The sequence below is a fragment of the Azospirillum brasilense genome, assembly GCF_022023855.1.
GTDB classification, from domain to species: Bacteria; Pseudomonadota; Alphaproteobacteria; order Azospirillales; family Azospirillaceae; genus Azospirillum; species Azospirillum brasilense_F.
The window spans coordinates 458824-478112 of sequence record NZ_CP059451.1 but is presented as its reverse complement, the minus strand read 5'-3'; the positions used below and the strand labels follow the sequence as shown (position 1 = coordinate 478112).

The following is a 19289-nucleotide window of genomic DNA, read 5'->3' as shown; positions in this document are numbered from 1 at the left end:
CGAATGTCCCAGGGCGGTCACACCGCCGATGGACGAGCCGAAGCTGGCTTGCGCACCGCCTCGCGGCGGCTGAACCACGCCACATAGAGCGTCGGAAGGAAGACGAGCGTCAGCAGCGACGCAACGAGGAGGCCGCCCATGATCGCGAAGGCCATCGCACCCCAGAACACGGTGAAGGCAATGGGGATGAGGCCGAGCACGGTGGAGGCGGCGGTCAGCATGATCGGGCGGAACCGGGAACCGCAGGCTTCGACCACGGCGTCCGGGACGGCTCGTCCGGCGGCCCGCTCCGCCTCGATCTGCTCGATCAGGATCACCGCGTTCTTCGCGATCATGCCGACGAGCGCGAGGACCCCCAAAATGGCGACGAAGCCGAGCGGCTGGCCAGACGCCAGCAGCGCCAGAACGACGCCGATCAGGCCGAGCGGCACCACGCTCAGCACCATTGCCAGACGCTGAAAGCTGCGAAGCTGGACCATCAGCACGGTCAGCACCAGGAGCAGCATCAACGGAATGACGGCGAAGACCGACGCGCGGCTCTTGGCGCTTTCCTCCGCGATTCCGCCGACCTCGATGCGGTACTCCGGCGGCAGGGTGGCCGACAGGTCGGCGATCCGGGGCGCCAGGGCGTCGATGGCGGATTCCGGTGGGACGCCGGGCGCCACGTCCGCCTGCAGCGTGAGGGTCGGCTGCCGCCCGCGCCGCCAGACGAGGGGAAGATCCTGGGCGTAGCCGAAGGACGCCAGCTGGTTCAGCGGAACGCTCCGCCCGTTCGGCAGGGACACCGGCAGGCTGCGCAGCGTTTCCACCGACAGGGTCTGCCCACGGGCATCCCGTGCCAGAACGTCGATCAGATAGATCCCGTCGCGGATCGGCGTGACGGGGCTTCCCGAGACGGCGGCGTTCAGCATGGTGGCGACGGCGGCCGAACTCAGGCCCAGGCGCCGCGCTTCGTCCTGGTCGATCCGCACCCGCAATTTGCGGGCGGTTTCCATCCAGTCGAAGTTGATCCGTCGCGTCTCGGGAAAGGTCGCGACGACCTGCGCGAGCTTCATCGCGATCTCGCGCACCTCGCTCGGGTCCGGCCCCACGACGCGGTACTGCAGCGGCCACCCCACGGGCGGCCCGAGTTCCAGCGGGTATACGCGGGCGACGGCGTCCGGGAATTCTTCGGCCAGCAGGGATTCCAGGCGGGATTGCAGCTGTTCGCGCGCCGCGATGTCCGTGGTCACGACCACCGTCTGGCCGATGAAGGGGTTGGCGAGTTGGACGTTCAGCGGCAGGTAGAAGCGGATCGCGCCGCGTCCGGCATAGCTGCTCCAGCGCGCGACCCCCGTCTCCTTGGCCAGCAGCGCGTCGAACCGCTCCACCGCCTCGCGCGTGGCGTGGATCGAGGCGTTCTGCGGCAGGCGGAGATCGACCAGAAGCTCGACCCGGTCCGACGGTGGAAAGAATTGCCGCGGAACGAGACCGAGCGCAAGGATCGCGGCGACGAACAGGCCGAGCGTCGTCGCGATCGTCAGCCCGCGGAAACGGATCGCCGCGCCCAGAACACGGCGGTACAGCCGCAGCACCCCGCCGGGCTCTCCGCCCCGCCCCGGCTTGGGCGGCCGCAGCAGCATCATGCCAAGGACGGGCGCGAAGACGGTCGCGACGAGCCACGACGCGATCAGCGCGATGCCCACGACGGCGAAGATGGAGAAGGTGTATTCGCCGGCGGAACTCTGCGCGAATCCGATCGGCACGAAACCCGCGATGGTCACCAGCGTGCCGGACAGCATCGCGACGGCCAGGGCCTTGTAGGGATACACGGCGGCGACCTCCATCCGGTCGCCGGCGGCGAGCCGCCGGGTCATCGCGTCGATGGTGGTCATGGCGTCGTCCACCAGCAGGGCGAGCGCGATGATCAGCGCGCCCAGCGAGATGCGCTGCAGGTCGATGCCGAGCAGATCCATCGCGGCGAAGACGATGGCCAGGGTCAAGGGAATCGTGATCGCGACGATGGCGCCCGCGCGCAGGCCGAGCGCGACGAAGCTGACGATCAGCACGATGACGACGGCCTGCCACAGCGACGTGATGAAGTCGGAGATCGCCTCGTCGACCGTGCGCGCCTGATCGGCCACCAGATGCGCCTCGATCCCCATCGGCAGGCCGGCGCCGATGCGCGCCATCGCCGCCGAGACGTTCCGGCCGAGGGCGAGGATGTCGCCGCCCGGGCGCATCGCGATGGCGAGCCCGATCGCCGGCTCGCCGTTCACCCGGAACAGCGGCTGGGGCGGATCGGCCAGATCGCGGCGCACCTCCGCCAGATCGCGCAGGCGCAGCATGCGCCCCCCGGCCACGAAATTGACGTCGAGGATGTCCTGCTCCGACGCGAAGGCGCCCGAGACCTGCAGGGACAGCGCTTCCTTGCCGGTGCGCAGCACGCCGGCCGGACGGACCGCATTCTGCGCCTGCAGCGCGGCGATCAGGGCGCCGGGCTCGACCCCCAGCCCGGCCAGCGTCTCCAGCGAGAAGTCCACGTAGACGCGCTCGTCCTGCTCGCCCAGAAGCTCGATCTTCGAGACGTCCGGGACGAGCAGCAGGCGTGAACGGACGTCTTCGACGGCGTCGCGCAATTCGCGGTGCGTGAACCCGTCGGCGGTGAAGCCGTAGATGATGCCGAAGGTGTCGCCGAAGTCATCGTTGAAGCCGGGGCCGAGGACGCCCTGCGGAAGGGTGTGGCGCATGTCGCCGACCCTCTTGCGCACCTCGTACCAGGTGTCGCTCACCGCGCGGCCCTGGGTGCTGCCGACCAGATCGACGAAGATCACGGTCGTTCCGGGAACCGTGTAGCTGCGCAGCGTGTCGAGGTTCGGCACCTCCTGCAGCGTCCGTTCGATCCGCTCGGTCACCTGCTGCAGCGTTTCGTCCAGGGTGGCGCCCGGCCACTGCGCCTGCACCACCATGGTGCGGATGGTGAAGGCCGGGTCCTCCGCCCGGCCGAGCTTCAGGAATGCGAGGGTTCCAGCCAGGACGACTCCGATCATCAGGAAGAGGACCAGGGACCGGTTCCGGATCGCCCACGCGGAGAGATTGAAGCCGCTCATGGCCCGGCCCCGAGCATGCGGACCTTCTGCCCCGGCCGCAACGCCTGCACCCCCGCGGTGACCACGACCTCGTCGGCTTCGAGGCCGCGCGCGACGATGACCCGGGCGAGGTCGTAGCGCTCGAGGTCGATGTTGCGCAACGCGACGGTGCTCGTCGTCTGATCGACGATCCAGACCGCCGGTTGCCGGTTCGCCTGCGTCAGGGCCGTTGCGGGAATCTCGAAGCCGCCCACGCCGCCGACCTGGATCGACCCGTTGACCGTCGAGCCGAGGCGCATCGCGTCGGGCGGGTCCTGAAGGCCAACCCGGACGGTGAAGGTGCGGGTCACCGGGTCGGCCTGCGGTGCCACTTCGCGCACGCGCCCCATGGTCTGCACCGCGGGGTCGGAGGTCAGAGCCACCGTGACGACCGAGTTGGCGGGGGCGATCCGGAACACCGGTGCCGGAACGTCGAAAACGGCGTCGCGCCCGTCCCGGCGGGCCAGATGCACGATCATGCGGCCGGCCGCCACCACCTCGCCGGGTTCGGCGCCGCGGGCGGTGACCGTGCCGGGACCGTCGGCCACCAGTTCCGTGTAGCCTAGGTGATCCTGCGCGGTGTCGAACTGCGCCTGCGCCGAATCGACCTGCGCCGCCGCAGCCTTCAGCGCCTGCGCCGCGGTGTCGTAGCGGGCGCGGGTGGTCCAGCCCTGGCCCAGGAGGGTTTCCTGCCGTTCGTAGTCGTTGCGTGCCAGCGTCTGCTGCCCCATGGCGGCGCTCAGGTTCGCCTGCGCCATTCTCAGGGCGTTGCGGGCCGGTTCGGGGTCCAGGCGCGCGATGGCTTGCCCCGCTTCGACCTGATCGCCGACATTCACCAGGCGCTCGATCATCCGCCCGTCGATGCGGAACGCGAGGCTGACCTCGTCCTGCGCCTGGATCTGGCCGGACAACGACAGGGTCTCGCCGCCCTCGTGCTTGGTGACCGTCACCACCCGCACGGGGCGCACCGGGTCCACGACGGATTCCTCGCCGGAACCGCATGCCGCGAGCAGGATCGACGGTGCGACGGCGAGCAGAGCCCATCGGCAGCATGTGCGTTCGGCTCGATTGTGGTTCACGGATTCCCCCATTCTTGCGGCGTCCGGCGATCCCAATGTGATGCGTGTCCTAGAATCCGAGGCGTTTGAGCAGGCTGGCCAGGGCGATCAGGACGACCAGAGCAAGCATCGGTATGGCGGCTGCGACGACGAAGACGTCGCCATAGGAGTCGCGATGGTTGAGCCTACAGACGGTGAGCAGCGTGATGACGGCGCCGTTGTGTGGCAGCGCGTCGAGCGCACCCGAGGCGACCGCCGTCACCCGGTGCATCACGTCGAGCGAAAAGCCGGACGCCTGGGCCATGTCCACGAAGTTCGGGCCAAGCGCGTCGAGCGCGATGCTCATGCCGCCGGATGCCGAGCCGGTCATCGCGGAGAGAACCGCCACGGACGCCGCGACCGACACCAGGGGGTTGCCGCCGCCGATGGCCAGAACGGCCTGGCTGATCGTCCCGAAGACCGGAAGGGCGGCGATCACCGCGCCGAAACCGACGAGGCTCGCCGTGCTGAAGATCGGCAGGACCGAAGCGTCGGCGCCCCTGTCCAGGCTCGTGCCCAGATCGTCCAGGCGGTTCCAGTTGCCGGCGATGAGAAGAAGGATGGCGAGGAACAGCGCCACGATGACCGCCCACACGCCGCGCACGGCCTCGATGGTCGTCGCCCCGAACCGCGGTTCGGCGAGGAAGGTGGTGTCCATCCGTGGGGCGACGACCTGGACGAACAGAAAGTTGCTGGCGATGACCACGACGATCGGCAGCACGGCCAGCGCGGCGGGGGGCAAGCCCTCCGTGTCGGCGCGTCCCTGCGGAGCGGGTTCGGTGGAGAGTTCGGCGATGTCGAACCCTTCGCACTGCGCGCGTTCGCGCGCCGCGCGGTCCAGCACCGGAGTGCTGTCGACATGGTCGCCGTACCCCTCGCCGGAGGCTCTCGCGGTGGCGGCCCGGCGGTCCAGCCACAGGACACCCAAAACGAACATCACGATCCCTGTGACGATCCCGAGGCCCGGCGCAGCGAAGGCCGTGGTGCCCAGGAAGGGCATCGGGATCGCGTTCTGGATCGCCGGCGTTCCCGGCAGGGCGGACATGGTGAAGGTGAAGGCGCCCAGCGCCAGGGCACCCGGTATCAGCCGCTTCGGAATGTCGGCGGCGCGGAACAGGGCGGCGGCCACCGGGTAGATCGCGAAGGCGACGACGAAGGCCGACACGCCGCCGTAGGTCAGGACGGCGCAACACAGCACCACCGAAACGACCGCACGGTCCGGTCCCAGCCGGGCGCTGACCAGCCGGGCGAGGGATCGCGCCGACCCGGTGTCGTCCATCAGCTTGCCGAAGATCGCCCCAAGCATGAACAAGGGAAAGAAGGCGATGATGAAGGAGCCCGCGTTGGTCATGAAGATCTGGGTGTAGGCGCCGAGGATCGGCAGGCCGCCGGTCAGCAGGGCCGCGAGCAGCGCGGTCGCGGGAGCCGCGATCAGCAGGGTCATGCCGCGATAGGCCAGAAAGATGAGCAGCGCGAGCGCAACGAGGACGAAGGCGAGATCGATCATGGCGGTGGCTCCGTGGGGGGCCTGCTCAGGGGGCTCCGTGCGAAGGCGGTTGGGGCGGCTCGGGGTAGCGCGCGTCGTAGGGATAGCGGGGGAAGTCCTTGCCGAGCCTCCGCCAGTCCGCCAGCCACCCTTCGGTGACGGTTCGCCCTTCCTCGCGAAGCGTCGCGAAGTAGTTCGGGCAGCGGTTGAACTTCGAGGTGTGCTTGAGGCCCCAGGCGGTGTCACGGGTCATCTTGATGGTCCGGACCGCGACGATCTTATGATTGTCCAGTGGTGGACGCTCGTTCCCGTACCGCTCGATCCATTGGTTGATCGTCATGATGGCGTCCAGTTCCTGGTTGAGTGACAGGTTGCCGGCCAGATCGTTCTCCCGGTCCCGTATGTCCTCGAGACCGATGTTCGGGGAGGCGGGATGGAACTCCTGGGGGTTGATGCGCACGATCCAGACCTCGTCCGGCTTGTCGTCCTTCACCCTGGCGTCGAGAAGGTCGCGCACCGGCGGATTGCGCGAGTACAGGCCATCCCAATAGTACCCGTTGCGGGTGACGGTGCGGCCCGGCACGCAGGTCGGGAACACCATGCCGGGGATGACCTGTGCGGGCATGACCTCCGGAAGCGTCCCCGACGCCGCCACCCCTTCCAGCGAGATCGCCCGGCGCATGCGCCAGCGGGTGATGTCGTACTGGTTGATTTCCCGACCGTCCGGCCGCAGGCCCATCTGTTCGAGGGTCTTGTTGGAATCGAACACCTCGAAATTGCCGCTGAGCACCTCGATGGCGCCCGCGAGAATTCGGATGTCGGCTTCGGCCACCCGTGGCCAATCGATCGCGTCGAAATGCGGACACAGGTCGTTCAGCAACTCCGGAAACCCAAGATACTGCCAGCGGGCCCCCATCATGTTGAGGCCGGCCAGTCCCAGTTGACCGACGGCGGAGTAGGGGTTGGACGCCGGCAGCGGCAGACCCTGCGACTTCCACCCCAGAAGGGCGGCGACCAGATGGTTGTGGGCGGTCTCTACCGGGGTGGTCGCGGCGAAGGTCGTCCACAGGAAGTCCAAGCGCTCGATGGCCTTGCCGATGGTGCCGCACGTCGTGTCTGCGGTGTTCGGGGCGAGGCCGTACCACGCCGCCAGCGCGCACAGCGCGCCCGCCGAGGTGCCGCTGATCGCGACGATGTCGAAGGTGTCGCCGTCCTGTGGGGTCTCGTCCCAGCCCTGTTTCGTCGTCAGGATGGTTTTCAGGACGCCCCAGGTGAACGCGGCGTGCGTTCCTCCCCCCTGGCAAGCGATCGCGACCTTCTTGGTGGCCATGTCTTCACCGCCTTCCAGTGTGTTCAGGGGGACCGGTCGTTGGGCAGCGGGTGTCCGGACGTTTCCCCGGACGCTTCATGGGCCAGGGTTTCCTTGATCCGCCCCAGCAGGTAGGGGAAGAAGGGGTTGGACGACATGCGGAGCAGGGCATCCATGCTGACGATCAGCGCTCCACGCTCTCCCCGTGCGGCCACCGCGCCCAGATGGATGCCGAAATCCTCGGTGGGATCGGGGTGCAAGCCGTAAAGGGAATCGGTCGTCGGAAAAGGAAGGGCGACGTGCGAGAGCGAATAGACGTCGAAGGGATAGACCAGCCCCAATTCCTGCACCTGTTCCGTCTCGGTGCCGGCCTCCATCGTGCGCGCGACCACGTCGGGGCGCTCCGCATCGGCGTTGGTGATGATCGTGGTTCTGAACCGGCGGGGTGGATCGGGCAGGATACGCGCCAGCATGGTGTCGGACGCCGAACTCAGGAGCGGACCGAACTTGGTGTTGCGGTTCACGTCGAACAGCACGAGTTCGCTGCCGTTGGCCGGCAGGTGGGCGTACAACCCGGACAGGATGGCGCGCGTGCTGACGGTGAAATCCATCACGGATTGGAAGGTGAGGATCGGGGGAAGTCCGTCCAGTCGGCCTTGGCCTGCGAAGTTTGCGACTCTGCTCTGAAGAGCCGAGGTCAGAAGATGCGACTGCCGCGCGCCATTGACCGGAAACGAATTGTACTTGAAGGGGTTGAATTCCGGCACCACGCCGAGCCAGGCGGCTTTCGCGAATGGAGGGAAGATCGCGGGCAAGCCGGCCAGACCGGCGAAGCGCGCGAATGCGGTGATCCCGATCATCGGCGAGATCAGAACGATGCGGTTGGGGCGCCTCAGCCGGGCATCGTCGAGGGCGTCGAGCGCATACATCATCGCAAGCGCACCGCCGTTCGAAAACCCGACCACGTGAAGCGGTTGGTCCGGAGCGATCCGTCGCTGCGCTTCCCGCGCCGCCAGCCGGGTGGCCGCCAACCAATCCTCCCAGTCGATGTCCGTCAGCCCCGCGGGAACCGTACCGTGTCCAGGCAATCGGATGGCGATGGCGACGAAGCCGTACGCTTGATAAAGACGGGCGATGTGACGAAGGCTGTAAGGTGAATCGGTCAAACCGTGAAGGAACAGCACCGCTCCTTTGACCGGACCGTCGGGCTCGAGCACATAGGAACGGTTCCAGTCCCGGGTGAACTGCCCAGGGTAGATCGGGCTTCCATCGAAATACCGGTTGACCGGGATGCGCTCTCCTGGGGGCAGTTTCTGGGTGACTTCCGCCCGCACGCTGTCGAAGGCGGCAGCCTCCGCCTTCATGTATTCAGACCAGCCGCTGCTCTCCAGATCCTTCCTGTGCAGTTCCTGCGGCACGAAGGTGTGCCAAATCTCCAGTGGCAGGCCACGTTGCGAGTCATAGGCGCGCACAAGAAGAAGAACGACAGCGCTCACGGTGAGCAGCGTGATCATTCTCCTTGCGATTTTGCGTACCCACAGTCTCATGAAGATATGACTTTCGATTTCAGAGGGTTCGCTCAAACACCGCAAATTAGGGCAACCGTTTCGAACGCGTCCGGAAACATGGGAACCGAGGCGAGGCCGAACACGCTCAAGGCGATGGACGTCTCGAGAGGCTCCGGTACGCCGCCAGGAGCCTCGGTCATTACAAGCGGTCGTATGGGAATGTTAACGTAATAATCATGCCGGAACGCGACCAGACATACCCATATTATGCAAAGGGCATTGTCGATGAAAGACTTCCATACTGACTAATCCGTCCCTTCATTAGGAGTTATGGCACTACACTCAATTTATGGCGGGGATTGCGGCAAAAATTCTCAATACGAACTGTAATGCTGCCTGATTAGTGATGTTCAATGTGTGAATGATTGAACTCTGAACATGCTGCGCGACCTGGCCATTGAGCGGCCCAACCAAGTGCGGCGCACGTACCCAGGCCATTTTGCCATCTGGGCTGAGATCGCCAGCGCGCGGCTGGTCGTGTGACCGCCCGAGCCGGGACGTCCGTGGGCAATCCGCGTCCTCCCGAACCGCCATCTGCGACAAGTTGACGGTGCCCGCCGACCAGCCGACGCAACATGGCGGGGGCGATGTCTTCGGCGATGTGCAGCACGCGGCCGTTGGAGAGCATCACCTCGACCAGGGCGGCACGGCGCTCGACGGGTGTTCTTCTCAAGCATCGTGCGAAGCGCCATCATCGCGTCGATCATCCCCGATCAAGTCGATGATGACCGCCCCGCGCGACATGCTCGCCGTCGCGTGACTCACGGGCCCGGCTCGCCGGGTCTTCCGCGTCGTGAGCTCAGGCTTGGCGCGACGCCTGCGGAACCAGTCGATGCGCGGGACGCCGCATGGCCCCCAGGTCCCTCAATCAAAAGTATCATTGACAGCAAGGTTTTTTCGCGCGATTAACCGATTAAATCTCGCTAAGAGAGATTTTCTTCTAATCATTGGCATAAAAAGTATACATGACAGACCAATGTATGCCCGATTTGGAACAGAAATTTCCCTATGATCTTTTCCTAGTTGCGTCGCGGAGATATGGCGAGGCAACGGCGGTTGAGGCGGGGCAGCAGACGACCAGTTATGCGGCGATGCGTGACTTGGCTCAAGGTGTGGCGCGCCAACTGCAAAATCATGGCATCCACGCGGGCGATCGGGTGGTCGTTGAAGGCGAGGTGACTCGGGACCTCGTTGCAGCCACGCTGGGTTGCCTGTGCGCCGGCGTCGTGTTTGTTCTCATCAGCCCCGACCTGCCGTTGCAACGCCGCAAGGTCATGGTCGAGCAGGCAAGGCCGAAGGCGCTTCTGCGGATCGGACAACCCGAAACGGAATCGGGTCACGCACCGGGCCGTGTCGAGGTTCCGATCCTGCCGATCGGGTTCCGCCCCGCTTCCTCCGCCGGGATGGACGAAGACCCGGTCGCCGGCGCCCGGCTGGACCCCGATGCCGCAGCCTATGTGTTTTTCACATCCGGAACGACTGGGACGCCGAAAGGCGTTCTGGGCCGCGCAGGCGGCCTTGCCCAGTTCCTGGAATGGGAACGCGACAGTTTTTCGGTAGGGCCGGGCGACAAGGTCAGCCTGTTGACGGGCCTGTCCTTCGACGTCGTGCTGCGCGACATGCTGATGCCGCTGATCTCGGGCGCGACCCTGTGCCTGCCGCCTACGGGCATGGCGCGCGACGGGCGTTCGGTCCTGGGCTGGCTGGATGCGTCGGGAGTGACCCTCATGCACGCCGTGCCGAGCCTCGCGCGCTCCTGGCTGGGCGCGACGGACAACGTTTTCATCAACCGCCGGCTGACGCGGACCCTGTTCGCCGGCGAGCCGCTGACGTCAGCGTTGGTGGCGGATTGGCGTTCACGGTTTCCGAACACCGAGGTCATCAACCTTTACGGCCCTACCGAAACCACGCTCGCCAAGTTCCACTACCGGGTGCCCGCCAGACCGCTCCCCGGCATCCAGCCGGTCGGCAGCCCTCTGCCGTTGACGGAAGCCATCATCCTCGGGCCGGACAGCCGCGCACGGCAACCGCGAGGCGAGTCCGGGCAGGTGGCGATCCGGACCCGCTACCCTTCCCTGGGTTACACGAACGCGCCGGAGGAGCAGGCGGCGCGCTTCGTCGAGTTCGACGACGGCCCCGTCTACCTGACCGGCGATCTCGGTTTTCTCGACGAGGAGGGACTGCTGCACCTCCAGGGACGAATCGACCATCAAGTGAAGATCAACGGCGTCCGGATCGAGCCGGACGGCGTGGCGGCCGAACTCCAGGAACATCCCGCGGTGCGCAACGCCGCCGTAGTCGCCCGGACCTCCGGGCATGGCGAGCCGGTGCTGGTCGCTTATTACGTCTCCGACGCCGACACGCCGCACGATCCGGCGGCCAATCCGATGGACGATCTGGCGAGGGAGCTGCGCAACCACCTGTCCGGGCGGCTGCCGTCCGCGATGGTCCCCGGCCTGTTCATCCGCTTGGCCAGCCTGCCCCTGACCCCGAACGGAAAGCTCGACCGCCGAGCCCTCGACGCCGTCACCCCCGTGGCGGCCTCCGTACCGACGGTCGAGGCGCGCGATCCCCTGGAGGCCTCCGTCCTGTCGGCGTGGCGCCGGGTGTTCGGGCGCGCCGATATCGGCGTCGAGCACGACTTCTTCGAAAACGGAGGCAACTCCCTGGCAGCGGCGGAAATCTGCGCCCGTCTGTCAGAGACCTTGAACCGCGTCGTCGAGCCACGGCTGTTGTTGGATCACGCTACGCCGGCGCGGCTCGCCGCGCATCTCGGCCATGCGCCGCTCCGCTCCCTGTCATCGCTTCCGATCGCCGACCGGCGGCATCGGCACCGCCTGTCACCCCAGCAACGGCGCTACCACGCCACCTTCGTGGCGCATGGAAACCGCTCCTGGTGCAATATGGTCGCCGACATCCCGCTGCCGGCCACGGCGAGCCGGCTCTCGGTCGCCGACGCGTTGCGGACCATCGTGGCCCGGCACGACAGCCTGCAAGTCTCCTTTGCCGAAGCCGATGGAGAGCTGTGGCAGGAGTATGGACCGGACCGCCCGGTCGACGTCGCCGAAATCGACCTGTCGACCCTGAACCCCGCGGCCCGCTCCTCGGTCCTGGTGGCGTTGCGGGTCGGGGAGGGCGAAAGGATCATCCCTATCGACGTCTGGCCGCTGTTCCGCGCCACGCTGGTCCACACCGGGCCGGACGGCAAGCGTCTGCTGTGGAACGTCCATCACATGGTCAGCGACGGGCGCAGCCAGGGCCTCCTGTCGGACGAGCTGCGGCTGTTGCTCGGGGCGGACGGAGCGCTCCTTGCTTTGCCCGACCTGCCACGCCAGTACCGGGATTTTTCCGAATGGTTCATGTCACCGGGGGGGCCCGCCGCCGATGACGCGCACCGCGCCTACTGGCGGTCCCTGCACGCCGCCCCTTACCGCCGGCCATGCCTCTCTCCCCATGGGAACAAGGCGCCCCGCGCCCGCGCCGCCGCCCTCAAGCTCACCTTGCCCGACGATCTGACCGCCTCCATCCGGAAGGCGGCGCGCGATCACCGCACCACGCCCTTCATCATCCTGCTCAGCGGCTATTTGCAGCTCTGCCACCGGCTGTGCATGGCCGACGACCTCGTCGTGGCGACCCCCATCGCCGGCCGCGACCACCCGGACACCGTGTCCCTGATCGGCAACTTCATTTCGCTGGTGACGCTGCGCAGTCGCCTGACCCCGGAAAGCCGCTTTGCCGATCTGGTCGCCGCGATGCGGCGCCAAGTGCCGGAGGCAGCGGCACACCAAGCGTTCCAGTACGACGAGCTGATGGCCGAACTCGGCCTGCCGATTGAAGCCGACCGATTTCCGCTCACCGGCTTTTCGATCAATTACATGCCGATGCCGTCGGTGCCGGTTGAGACGCGCGAAAGCGCCCTCCGCGACCTCGGGTTCGAGTTGAAATACGACCTGCTGCTGATGGTCCGCGACCATTCGGACGCCATCGCGCTGGAGTTCCAGCACCGCTCGGCCCTGTTCACGCCCGAGGAGATGACCACGCTTGCCGGCCGCTATCTCGCGGTCCTGGCGGCCGGGGTCGCGACACCGGCGGCGCTTCTGGATCGAACCCCGGACTCCGAACTGGCGAGCGTGACCTCCCGCATCTCCCTCGCCCCTACGGCGCCGGCGGACCCTTCACTTTCCGCTCCGCCGCCGATTCCCGCAATGCCGACACTCACAGGGCCGCCATGACGTCCACCTCAACGCCCCTGCCATCCAGGCTTCCGCTTCTCGAACTTTTCCTGCTGCTGACCCTGGCGACCCTCTGGGGATCATCGTACACGCTGATCAAGATCGCCGTCGGCACCATACCGCCGGTGACCCTGATGGCGGTGCGCACGGTGCTTGCCGGCGGGGTCCTGTACGGCCTGATGCGGATGAGCGGACAGGAGTTCCCGCGCGACCCCGCCCTGTGGCGCAAGTTCGGCTTCCAAGCCCTGATGAACAGCGTTCTGCCTTTCACGCTAATCGCGTGGGCGGAACAGACGGTCACGGCGGGCGTCGCGACGATCATCAACTCGGCGGCTCCGATCCTGACCTTCGTGCTCCTGTGGCTGCTCCCCGGTCACGAGCCGGCCACCTTCCGCAAGCTTGCCGGCACGCTGCTGGGGTTGGCGGGCATCGTCGTGCTGATCGGTCCGGAAGCGGCGCAGGGCTTCGGCGAAGGCATCGCGGCCCAGGCGGCGTTGGTTGCCGCGACCCTGTGCTACGCGGTGGCGGCCATCTACGGCCGCAACTTCAAGGGGGTGAACGCCATGCTGCCGGCGGCCGGATCGATGGTGTGCGGCGCCGTCGTGCTGGTTCCCGCCAGCCTCCTCATCGACCGGCCCTGGACGCTGACCCCATCCGCCGCATCCATGGGGGCGACCCTCCTGCTGGCGCTCTTTTCCACCGCGCTCGCCTTCGTCATCTACTTCCGGCTGCTGAAGACGCTTGGGCCGGTGGGAACCACCAGCCAAGCCTATCTGCGGGTGCCAATCGGCGTCTGCGCCGGCGCGCTGTTCCTCGGCGAAGCGATAAGCGCCACCGCCCTCGCCGGCCTCGTCCTGGTCATGGCGGGTGTCGCAGCCATCACCACGCCCGCGCGAGGGCGGGCTTGAGAAAAACGGATGCCGGCAAACCGGCCTGAGAAGGACCTGGACATGAAAATATACTGGTCGCGTATCGGCTTTCCCCATCCATCGAGCCGCTGATGGTGGACGAGAACATCGTCTACCGGCCCGATCTCGCCATCAAGGCCCCCCACGCGACGCGCGTCGCGTTGGTCGCCCACCAGCCCGACGCCCTCGTCACCCGCAAGCCCGTCGATCCCCTCCTGCTCGACCGGTGGCGGTCGGCCGTCGGGTACGACCGCCCCCTCCTCCTGGTGCATATCGCGGACGGGCCCGAGGACGGGACGGGTTACGAGCAGCTGCCTCCCAACATCGAACTCCACCGCATCGACGCCACGGGCGATGGCCAGCCGGAGGTGAAGGCGTTCGAATGGATCGAGCAGAGAAACACCGCCCGCCTGCCGGAAGCCGCCAGCACGGAGGTGGGAGAGCGCAGTTTCCGGCCGACGGGGCGCAACGGCCGGCGGCGCGTCGTGCTGATCGGCGCGGGAATCGTCAACCTCGTCACCGCCTACAGCCTCGCCCAGCAGGGTTACGAGGTCGAATGCCACGACGCCAGCCCGGATCCGCTGGATCCCGACGGGGACTGGCGCGACCAGGGCTGCACCTTCGGAGGCAACGACGCCCGCATCTTCTCGCTGAACGAAACCCGGCACCACCATTACCGGGGAGGCGCCGTCGACGCCACCACCAACACCGACTTCCGCAGGCTCGTCGCCGACGGCGGCTGGCTGTCCCGCGCCCCGGACCGTTTGAGCGCCACCGACCAGCAGTGGATCGAAGAGTTCGAGCGCGTGCCGCAATGGCTCGCCGCCCGCTTCGAGCGGGACCTCGTCGCGGTCAACCGGGAGAGCCACGTCCTGTGGCGGCAGCTTCTGGCCGACCGTCCGGACCTGTTCGAGGGAGTGGGATTCCATGACGGGCTGCTGCGTCTCTATCCCGATGCGGACGGCTACGCCGCGGCGCGCCAGAAGGAGCGGGCCATCGGCGCCCTGCAGCGCGAGATCGACCCGGTCCGCCTGGGCGAGGAGTTTCCGTCGCTGCGCGAGGCCGTCGATGGCGGCGCGGTCGGCGGCGCCCTGGAGGTCGTCGGCTTTTCGCTGAACATCCACCGCTTCGGCCATGCCCTCATCCGGCACCTGACCCGCGAGGGTGCGCGATTTGTCTGGAACAGCCGCGTGGAGTGCCGCGAGGACGGGGGGCGTGGCGGTTGCCGGACCTTCCTGGCGAACGGGGAGGTTCTGGAGGCCGATGGCTACGTGATCTCGGTCGGCGCCACGGGCAACGGCCTTCTTCGGGCCTTCGACTGCCGCGAGGCGGTCGCGCCGGTCATCGGCATGTGGATCACGCTGCCCGGCGATACGCCGAAGCTGGACCGCCCCATCAAGATCACCCGCGCCGGCTACGCCGCCGGGGCGGGAGCGGCGCAGGGCGCCAACGTGATCGGCGCCCGCGATCGCGACGGCCGCGACGTCATCCATCTCGGCTCCGGTCATGGGTTCATCGGTCACGACATCGCCGCCATGGATCCCGACCAGATCGCCGATCTCGCCCGCGCGGTGGAGGACACCGCCCGACGTTTCTTTCCCAGCCGCTATGAGAAGGCGCAGGCCATGGGCATGCTCGACGGCCCCAGGCGCTACTGCATCCGGCCTTGGACCCCGTCCGGCCTCGGCCTGTTCGAACGGCTGAGGGACGAGGCGCGGGACGGCTGATCCTGGTGACGGTCGTCTTTCACAGCCGGACGGCGCTCCTGACCGATGGGGTCGACGCTGCCGACGCGGTGGCGCGCACGCTTGAGGATGCGTGGAGAAACCGCCGTTTCGGGGACTGTGCCGCTGGCTACGCCGCGCGTCACGGCGCGTTCGATCCCGAGGCCGCCTTCTTCTGCCCCGCGATCCGGAGCCAACCGGACAGCGCCGCCTACCAGGCGGCGGTGCGAAGCTTGCTCGTCGAGGACATCGGTCAGTCGCGGCTCGGCGAGGCGGACAGCCCGACCAAGGCTGCCCTGGAACTCTTCAGGGTGTTGCGGCCGCAGATCCGGTCGGCCGTCGATTTCGGCGGCCTCACCCCGGCATCCCATCAAGATTTCCGGACGGGGATCGCTCCGTTGATCAACCGCGCGGTGATCGGACCGCCGCTGAGTCGCAACGAGGAATTGCTTGCGCTGATCGACGCCGGCATCGTCCGGGCACCGTTCGGGCCGGCGCCGGACTGCCGTTTCGACGCATCGCTCGGACGTTGGACGATCACCTCCACGGCGCTCGGCCGGCCGCACAGCCAGACGGTGGATCGTCTCATCGCCGGCCATCTCGACCAGCCGGAGGTGGAGGGCAGCGCATCGCCGCTCCTTTCGGGCCTCGCCGGGGCCGGGCGCATCCGTGCCTACCGCCACGGCGACGCTCCCGCCAGCGGCATCGACATCGACCCCGACAGCCACCCCCTGGACAGGGCCGGCCGGCCGCAGCCGCGCCTGTGGGTGCTGGGGCCGCTGACCGAAGGCGCCCGTTATTTCAACCATTACCTGCCATCGCCCAAGAGCCGGTCCAAGGCCTTCGCGGAAGCCGACGCCTGTCTCGACCGCATCATGGACGAACGCGGCGGCACTCCCGGAGACGGTACCGGGACCCCGGCGCCGGCTGCCGCCTTCCTGGGACCTGTGGGGCAGGACGCATGATCGACCTCTATTACGCCAACTCCGGCAACAGCCTGCGGGCCTTGATCGCTCTTGAGGAAGGCGGATCGGCCTTCCGCGGGCACAAGCTCGACCTTCTGCGCAACGAGCACAGGACCCCCGAATTCCTGGCCCTGAATCCGGTGGGCGCGGTGCCGGTAATGATCGACCACCGGACGGACGGAGAGCCGATCGTCCTGTCCCAGTCGGGAGCGATCATGCTGCACGTCGCGGAACGGACCGGGCGCCTGATCCCGCCGGATCCGCGCCGCCGGCTGGCGGCGCTGCAATGGTTCATGCTGGCGGTCAGCGACGCCAACCCGGCCAGCGCCGCCCTCCTCTATGTCGGACGCGATGTTCCGGACGCCACCCCCGCGACCACCGCCTTCCTGGAAGGGCGCCTGCTCAACATCATGCGGGGATGCGAGACGCGGCTCACCGGCCGGGATTTCCTGGCCGACGAGCTGTCGCTCGCCGACCTGGCGCTCTTTCCGGTTGTGCGGATGCGCCGGGGGCTGCTTGAGGGGGCCGGCGGATTCGACCGGCTGCTGGGCTGGGCCGACCGCATCGCGGCGTTGCCGTCGGTCATCCGTGCGGTCGGGCATCTCTGATACGGTCGGCGGGCACCGGAAGTGTTCATCCGCCAGCCGCATGGCCCCTCCACCCGGCGTCTATTCAACGGCAAACGCACGCGAGGCTTCCTTGGGCAACGGGTCGAGCCAACAGAGGATCATCTGGGCGAGCACGATCGGCACCGCGATCGAGTTCTACGATTTCCTCATCTACGGGGTCGCTTCGGCGCTCATCTTCAATAAACTTTTCTTTCCGGTTTTCGATGAACTGGTCGGAACGCTGTTCTCGTTCGGCTCCTTCGCAGTCGGTTTCCTGGCCCGCCCTCTGGGCGGCGTGCTGTTCGGGCATTTCGGCGACCGGCTGGGGCGCAAGAACATGCTGGCCGCCACGATGCTGATGATGGGAACGGGGACCTTTCTGATCGGCCTTCTGCCGACCTACGACCAGATCGGGATCTGGGCGCCCCTGCCGCTGATTCTGCTTCGGCTCGTGCAAGGTATCGGCGTCGGCGGTGAATGGGCCGGGGCGACGCTGCTGGTCGTGGAACACGTCAGGGACAGACGCGGCTTCTACGGCAGCCTCGTGCAGACGGGTTTTCCCATCGGGGTCGCCGCTTCGACCGCCGCCTTTCTGCTGCTCAAGAGCCTGCCCCAGGACGCTCTCCTCAGTTGGGGATGGCGGCTTCCTTTCCTGTTCAGCATCGTGCTGATCGCCGTCGGCGCCTTCGTCCGTTTCCGACTCGCGGAATCACCCGCGTTCGAGGCGGTCCGGGCCGGCAACCGTTTGTCCCGGTTGCCCTTCGCCGAGGTTCTGCGGGATCACTGGCGGCTTTGCCTGACGGTCTTGGGGCTGAAGATATCCGAGGTGACGTGGGTCTTCATCATCACGGTCTTCGGCATCAGCTTCATCAAGGACAAAGGCAGCGTCCCGGTCGAGACCTACCTTCTCGGCGTCTGCATCGCCGCCATGATGGAACTGGTCACGATTCCGCTGTTCGGGCATCTCTCCGACCGCGTCGGCCGACGGCCGATCTACCTGCTCGGGGCCGCTGTCAGCGCCATCATGGCGTTCCCGTTGTTCGAACTGCTGCAGTCGGGGCAGAGTTGGGTGGTCATCGCCACCATCGTAGTGGCGATGAATCTCGGGCATGGGCTGATGTTCGCTCCGCTGGCCGCGCTCATTCCCGAGCTGTTCGAAACGCGCATCCGCTACAGCGGCTCCTCCTTCGCCTACCAGATGGCGTCGGCCCTGGGCGGGGGTGGAGCGCCCGTGATTGCGACGGCGTTGATGGTCTGGTCGGGAGGCGGCGTCTGGGTGGTCGGCGCCTACATGGCCACCTTGTCCGCCATCACCTTCACCGCGGCGCTGATCCTTCGGGAAACAGCATTCGGGAACCTGCCGGGAGCGCCGCCGTCCCGGTCGCCGCTCGCGCCCACTGAGCGCGGCCTCCCGGCCGAACACAACGGCGTGCCGCATCGGGAGGGAGCGGCGCCGGCAGCCTGGGCGGCCGATTCCGCCTTGCCGAGCTGACCGCACAATACACCGCTTTCACCATCGCAGAGCCCGAGGGACATACACCATGGATTCCGATTTTTACGAGATCGCCCGCGCGCTCCAGCCTTACTTCGACGGCTGGTACGAAGCGGATGTCGAAAAATTGAAAATGGCTTTCCACGAGTCCTGCCGCTTGACCTGCGTCATCGACGGGAAGCTGGATCAGGATTCCATGCCCAAGGTTTACGAATCCGTCGCCAACCGCGAGAGTCCGGCAAGCCGCGGGGAGACACGGCATGACAGGATACTGTCCATTCACAAATCGAGCCCGGACATCGCCCTCGCGGTGGTTCAGCTGTCCATCGGGGCGAAGCTCTTCACCGATTATTTGTCGCTGGTGAAGCTTGAGGGGAACTGGAAGATCGTCTCGAAGCTGTTCAGCTTTTCCAAATTGCCGTAGGGGATCGTGTCGGTTCCGTCAACCCTCGCGCCAGCTTGGTCGTGACGGCGGGGCGGCCGTAGAGGATCACCTCTCTTGAGGAGGTGACGAATGCGCTGTCCGCACTGCCGCTCGACCGCGACCGAAGAACGTTCGGACTGGCTCGGTGTTGAACCGCCTGCGCGCCGACGGGCGATCCGTGTCCAGCGGGTCGCCGCTCTGCGCGACATGCTCGCATTTCCGGTACCCCAATCAATCCCAGGACTTGGTGCATCCCCCGGTGCGGCGCGACGACCACATCACCCAATTCCACGCCGAACTCGGAAGCGCATGCCGCCCTTTTCAACATCTGAAACGGGTTTTCAGAAAGAAACCAGCATCCGGGCCTGG

13 protein-coding genes are annotated in these 19289 nt (G+C 67.0%); 8 read left to right on the top strand and 5 right to left on the bottom strand.

The window, feature by feature from the left end:
* Positions 1 to 17: 17 nt before the first annotated feature.
* Genes H1Q64_RS24950 through H1Q64_RS24930 form a run of 5 tightly spaced genes read right to left on the bottom strand, consistent with a single transcriptional unit; the run spans position 18 to position 8513 of the window.
* Positions 18 to 3089 (bottom strand): efflux RND transporter permease subunit, encoded by a 3072-nt coding sequence (locus H1Q64_RS24950; protein ID WP_237906564.1) that lies wholly within the window; start codon positions 3087 to 3089, stop codon positions 18 to 20.
* Entirely contained in the window at positions 3086 to 4186 is a 1101-nt protein-coding gene (locus H1Q64_RS24945; protein WP_237906563.1) for an efflux RND transporter periplasmic adaptor subunit, read from the bottom strand. Before H1Q64_RS24945 ends, H1Q64_RS24950 begins: the two co-directional genes overlap by 4 nt.
* 49 nt (positions 4187 to 4235) lie before the next feature.
* Entirely contained in the window at positions 4236 to 5711 is a 1476-nt protein-coding gene (locus H1Q64_RS24940; protein WP_237906562.1) for a GntP family permease, read from the bottom strand.
* A 25-nt stretch (positions 5712 to 5736) separates the two neighbouring features.
* On the bottom strand, positions 5737 to 7020 hold the full coding sequence (locus H1Q64_RS24935) for a patatin-like phospholipase family protein (protein ID WP_237906561.1): 1284 nt from the start codon (positions 7018 to 7020) through the stop codon (positions 5737 to 5739).
* Positions 7021 to 7043: 23 nt separating this feature from the next.
* Positions 7044 to 8513 (bottom strand): alpha/beta hydrolase, encoded by a 1470-nt coding sequence (locus H1Q64_RS24930; RefSeq protein ID WP_237906560.1) that lies wholly within the window; start codon positions 8511 to 8513, stop codon positions 7044 to 7046.
* A gap of 604 nt (positions 8514 to 9117) precedes the next feature.
* Between H1Q64_RS24930 and H1Q64_RS24925 the strand changes: the two genes are divergently transcribed.
* The 8 genes from H1Q64_RS24925 to H1Q64_RS24890 all read left to right on the top strand — a co-directional run bounded on the left by H1Q64_RS24925 (position 9118) and on the right by H1Q64_RS24890 (position 18920).
* Positions 9118 to 9327 carry a hypothetical protein gene (locus H1Q64_RS24925; RefSeq protein ID WP_237906559.1) on the top strand — a complete coding sequence of 70 codons (210 nt, stop codon included), beginning with the start codon at positions 9118 to 9120 and terminating at the stop codon, positions 9325 to 9327.
* Between the two features lie 220 nt (positions 9328 to 9547).
* On the top strand, positions 9548 to 12799 hold the full coding sequence (locus tag H1Q64_RS24920; protein ID WP_237906558.1) for a non-ribosomal peptide synthetase: 3252 nt from the start codon (positions 9548 to 9550) through the stop codon (positions 12797 to 12799).
* The gene (locus H1Q64_RS24915; RefSeq protein ID WP_237906557.1) at positions 12796 to 13707 is read left to right on the top strand and encodes a DMT family transporter; all 912 of its coding nucleotides are present in this window, start codon (positions 12796 to 12798) and stop codon (positions 13705 to 13707) included. The genes H1Q64_RS24920 and H1Q64_RS24915 overlap by 4 nt, the downstream gene beginning before the upstream one ends.
* Positions 13708 to 13799: 92 nt before the next feature.
* Positions 13800 to 15434, top strand: a complete 1635-nt coding sequence (locus H1Q64_RS24910; RefSeq protein WP_237906556.1) for an NAD(P)/FAD-dependent oxidoreductase — start codon at positions 13800 to 13802, stop codon at positions 15432 to 15434.
* Positions 15435 to 15439: 5 nt separating this feature from the next.
* On the top strand, positions 15440 to 16396 hold the full coding sequence (locus H1Q64_RS24905; protein WP_237906555.1) for a hypothetical protein: 957 nt from the start codon (positions 15440 to 15442) through the stop codon (positions 16394 to 16396).
* A complete protein-coding gene (locus H1Q64_RS24900) occupies positions 16393 to 17004 on the top strand; it encodes a glutathione S-transferase family protein (RefSeq protein ID WP_237906554.1) in 612 nt (203 codons plus the stop codon). The genes H1Q64_RS24905 and H1Q64_RS24900 overlap by 4 nt, the downstream gene beginning before the upstream one ends.
* 91 nt (positions 17005 to 17095) lie before the next feature.
* Positions 17096 to 18496 carry an MFS transporter gene (locus H1Q64_RS24895; RefSeq protein ID WP_237906553.1) on the top strand — a complete coding sequence of 467 codons (1401 nt, stop codon included), beginning with the start codon at positions 17096 to 17098 and terminating at the stop codon, positions 18494 to 18496.
* Between the two features lie 49 nt (positions 18497 to 18545).
* The gene (locus tag H1Q64_RS24890) at positions 18546 to 18920 is read left to right on the top strand and encodes a nuclear transport factor 2 family protein (RefSeq protein WP_237906552.1); all 375 of its coding nucleotides are present in this window, start codon (positions 18546 to 18548) and stop codon (positions 18918 to 18920) included.
* Positions 18921 to 19289 lie beyond the last annotated feature (369 nt).

Bases quoted from the DNA above. Each gene is read 5' to 3' on its own strand.
- H1Q64_RS24915 (WP_237906557.1), top strand. From the start codon at position 12,796: ATGACGTCCACCTCAACGCCCCTGCCATCCAGGCTTCCGCTTCTCGAA.
- H1Q64_RS24935 (WP_237906561.1), bottom strand. From the start codon at position 7,020: ATGGCCACCAAGAAGGTCGCGATCGCTTGCCAGGGGGGAGGAACGCAC.
- H1Q64_RS24950 (WP_237906564.1), bottom strand. From the start codon at position 3,089: ATGAGCGGCTTCAATCTCTCCGCGTGGGCGATCCGGAACCGGTCCCTG.
- H1Q64_RS24940 (WP_237906562.1), bottom strand. From the start codon at position 5,711: ATGATCGATCTCGCCTTCGTCCTCGTTGCGCTCGCGCTGCTCATCTTT.
- H1Q64_RS24910 (WP_237906556.1), top strand. From the start codon at position 13,800: ATGGTGGACGAGAACATCGTCTACCGGCCCGATCTCGCCATCAAGGCC.
- H1Q64_RS24930 (WP_237906560.1), bottom strand. From the start codon at position 8,513: ATGATCACGCTGCTCACCGTGAGCGCTGTCGTTCTTCTTCTTGTGCGC.
- H1Q64_RS24900 (WP_237906554.1), top strand. From the start codon at position 16,393: ATGATCGACCTCTATTACGCCAACTCCGGCAACAGCCTGCGGGCCTTG.
- H1Q64_RS24890 (WP_237906552.1), top strand. From the start codon at position 18,546: ATGGATTCCGATTTTTACGAGATCGCCCGCGCGCTCCAGCCTTACTTC.
- H1Q64_RS24920 (WP_237906558.1), top strand. From the start codon at position 9,548: ATGCCCGATTTGGAACAGAAATTTCCCTATGATCTTTTCCTAGTTGCG.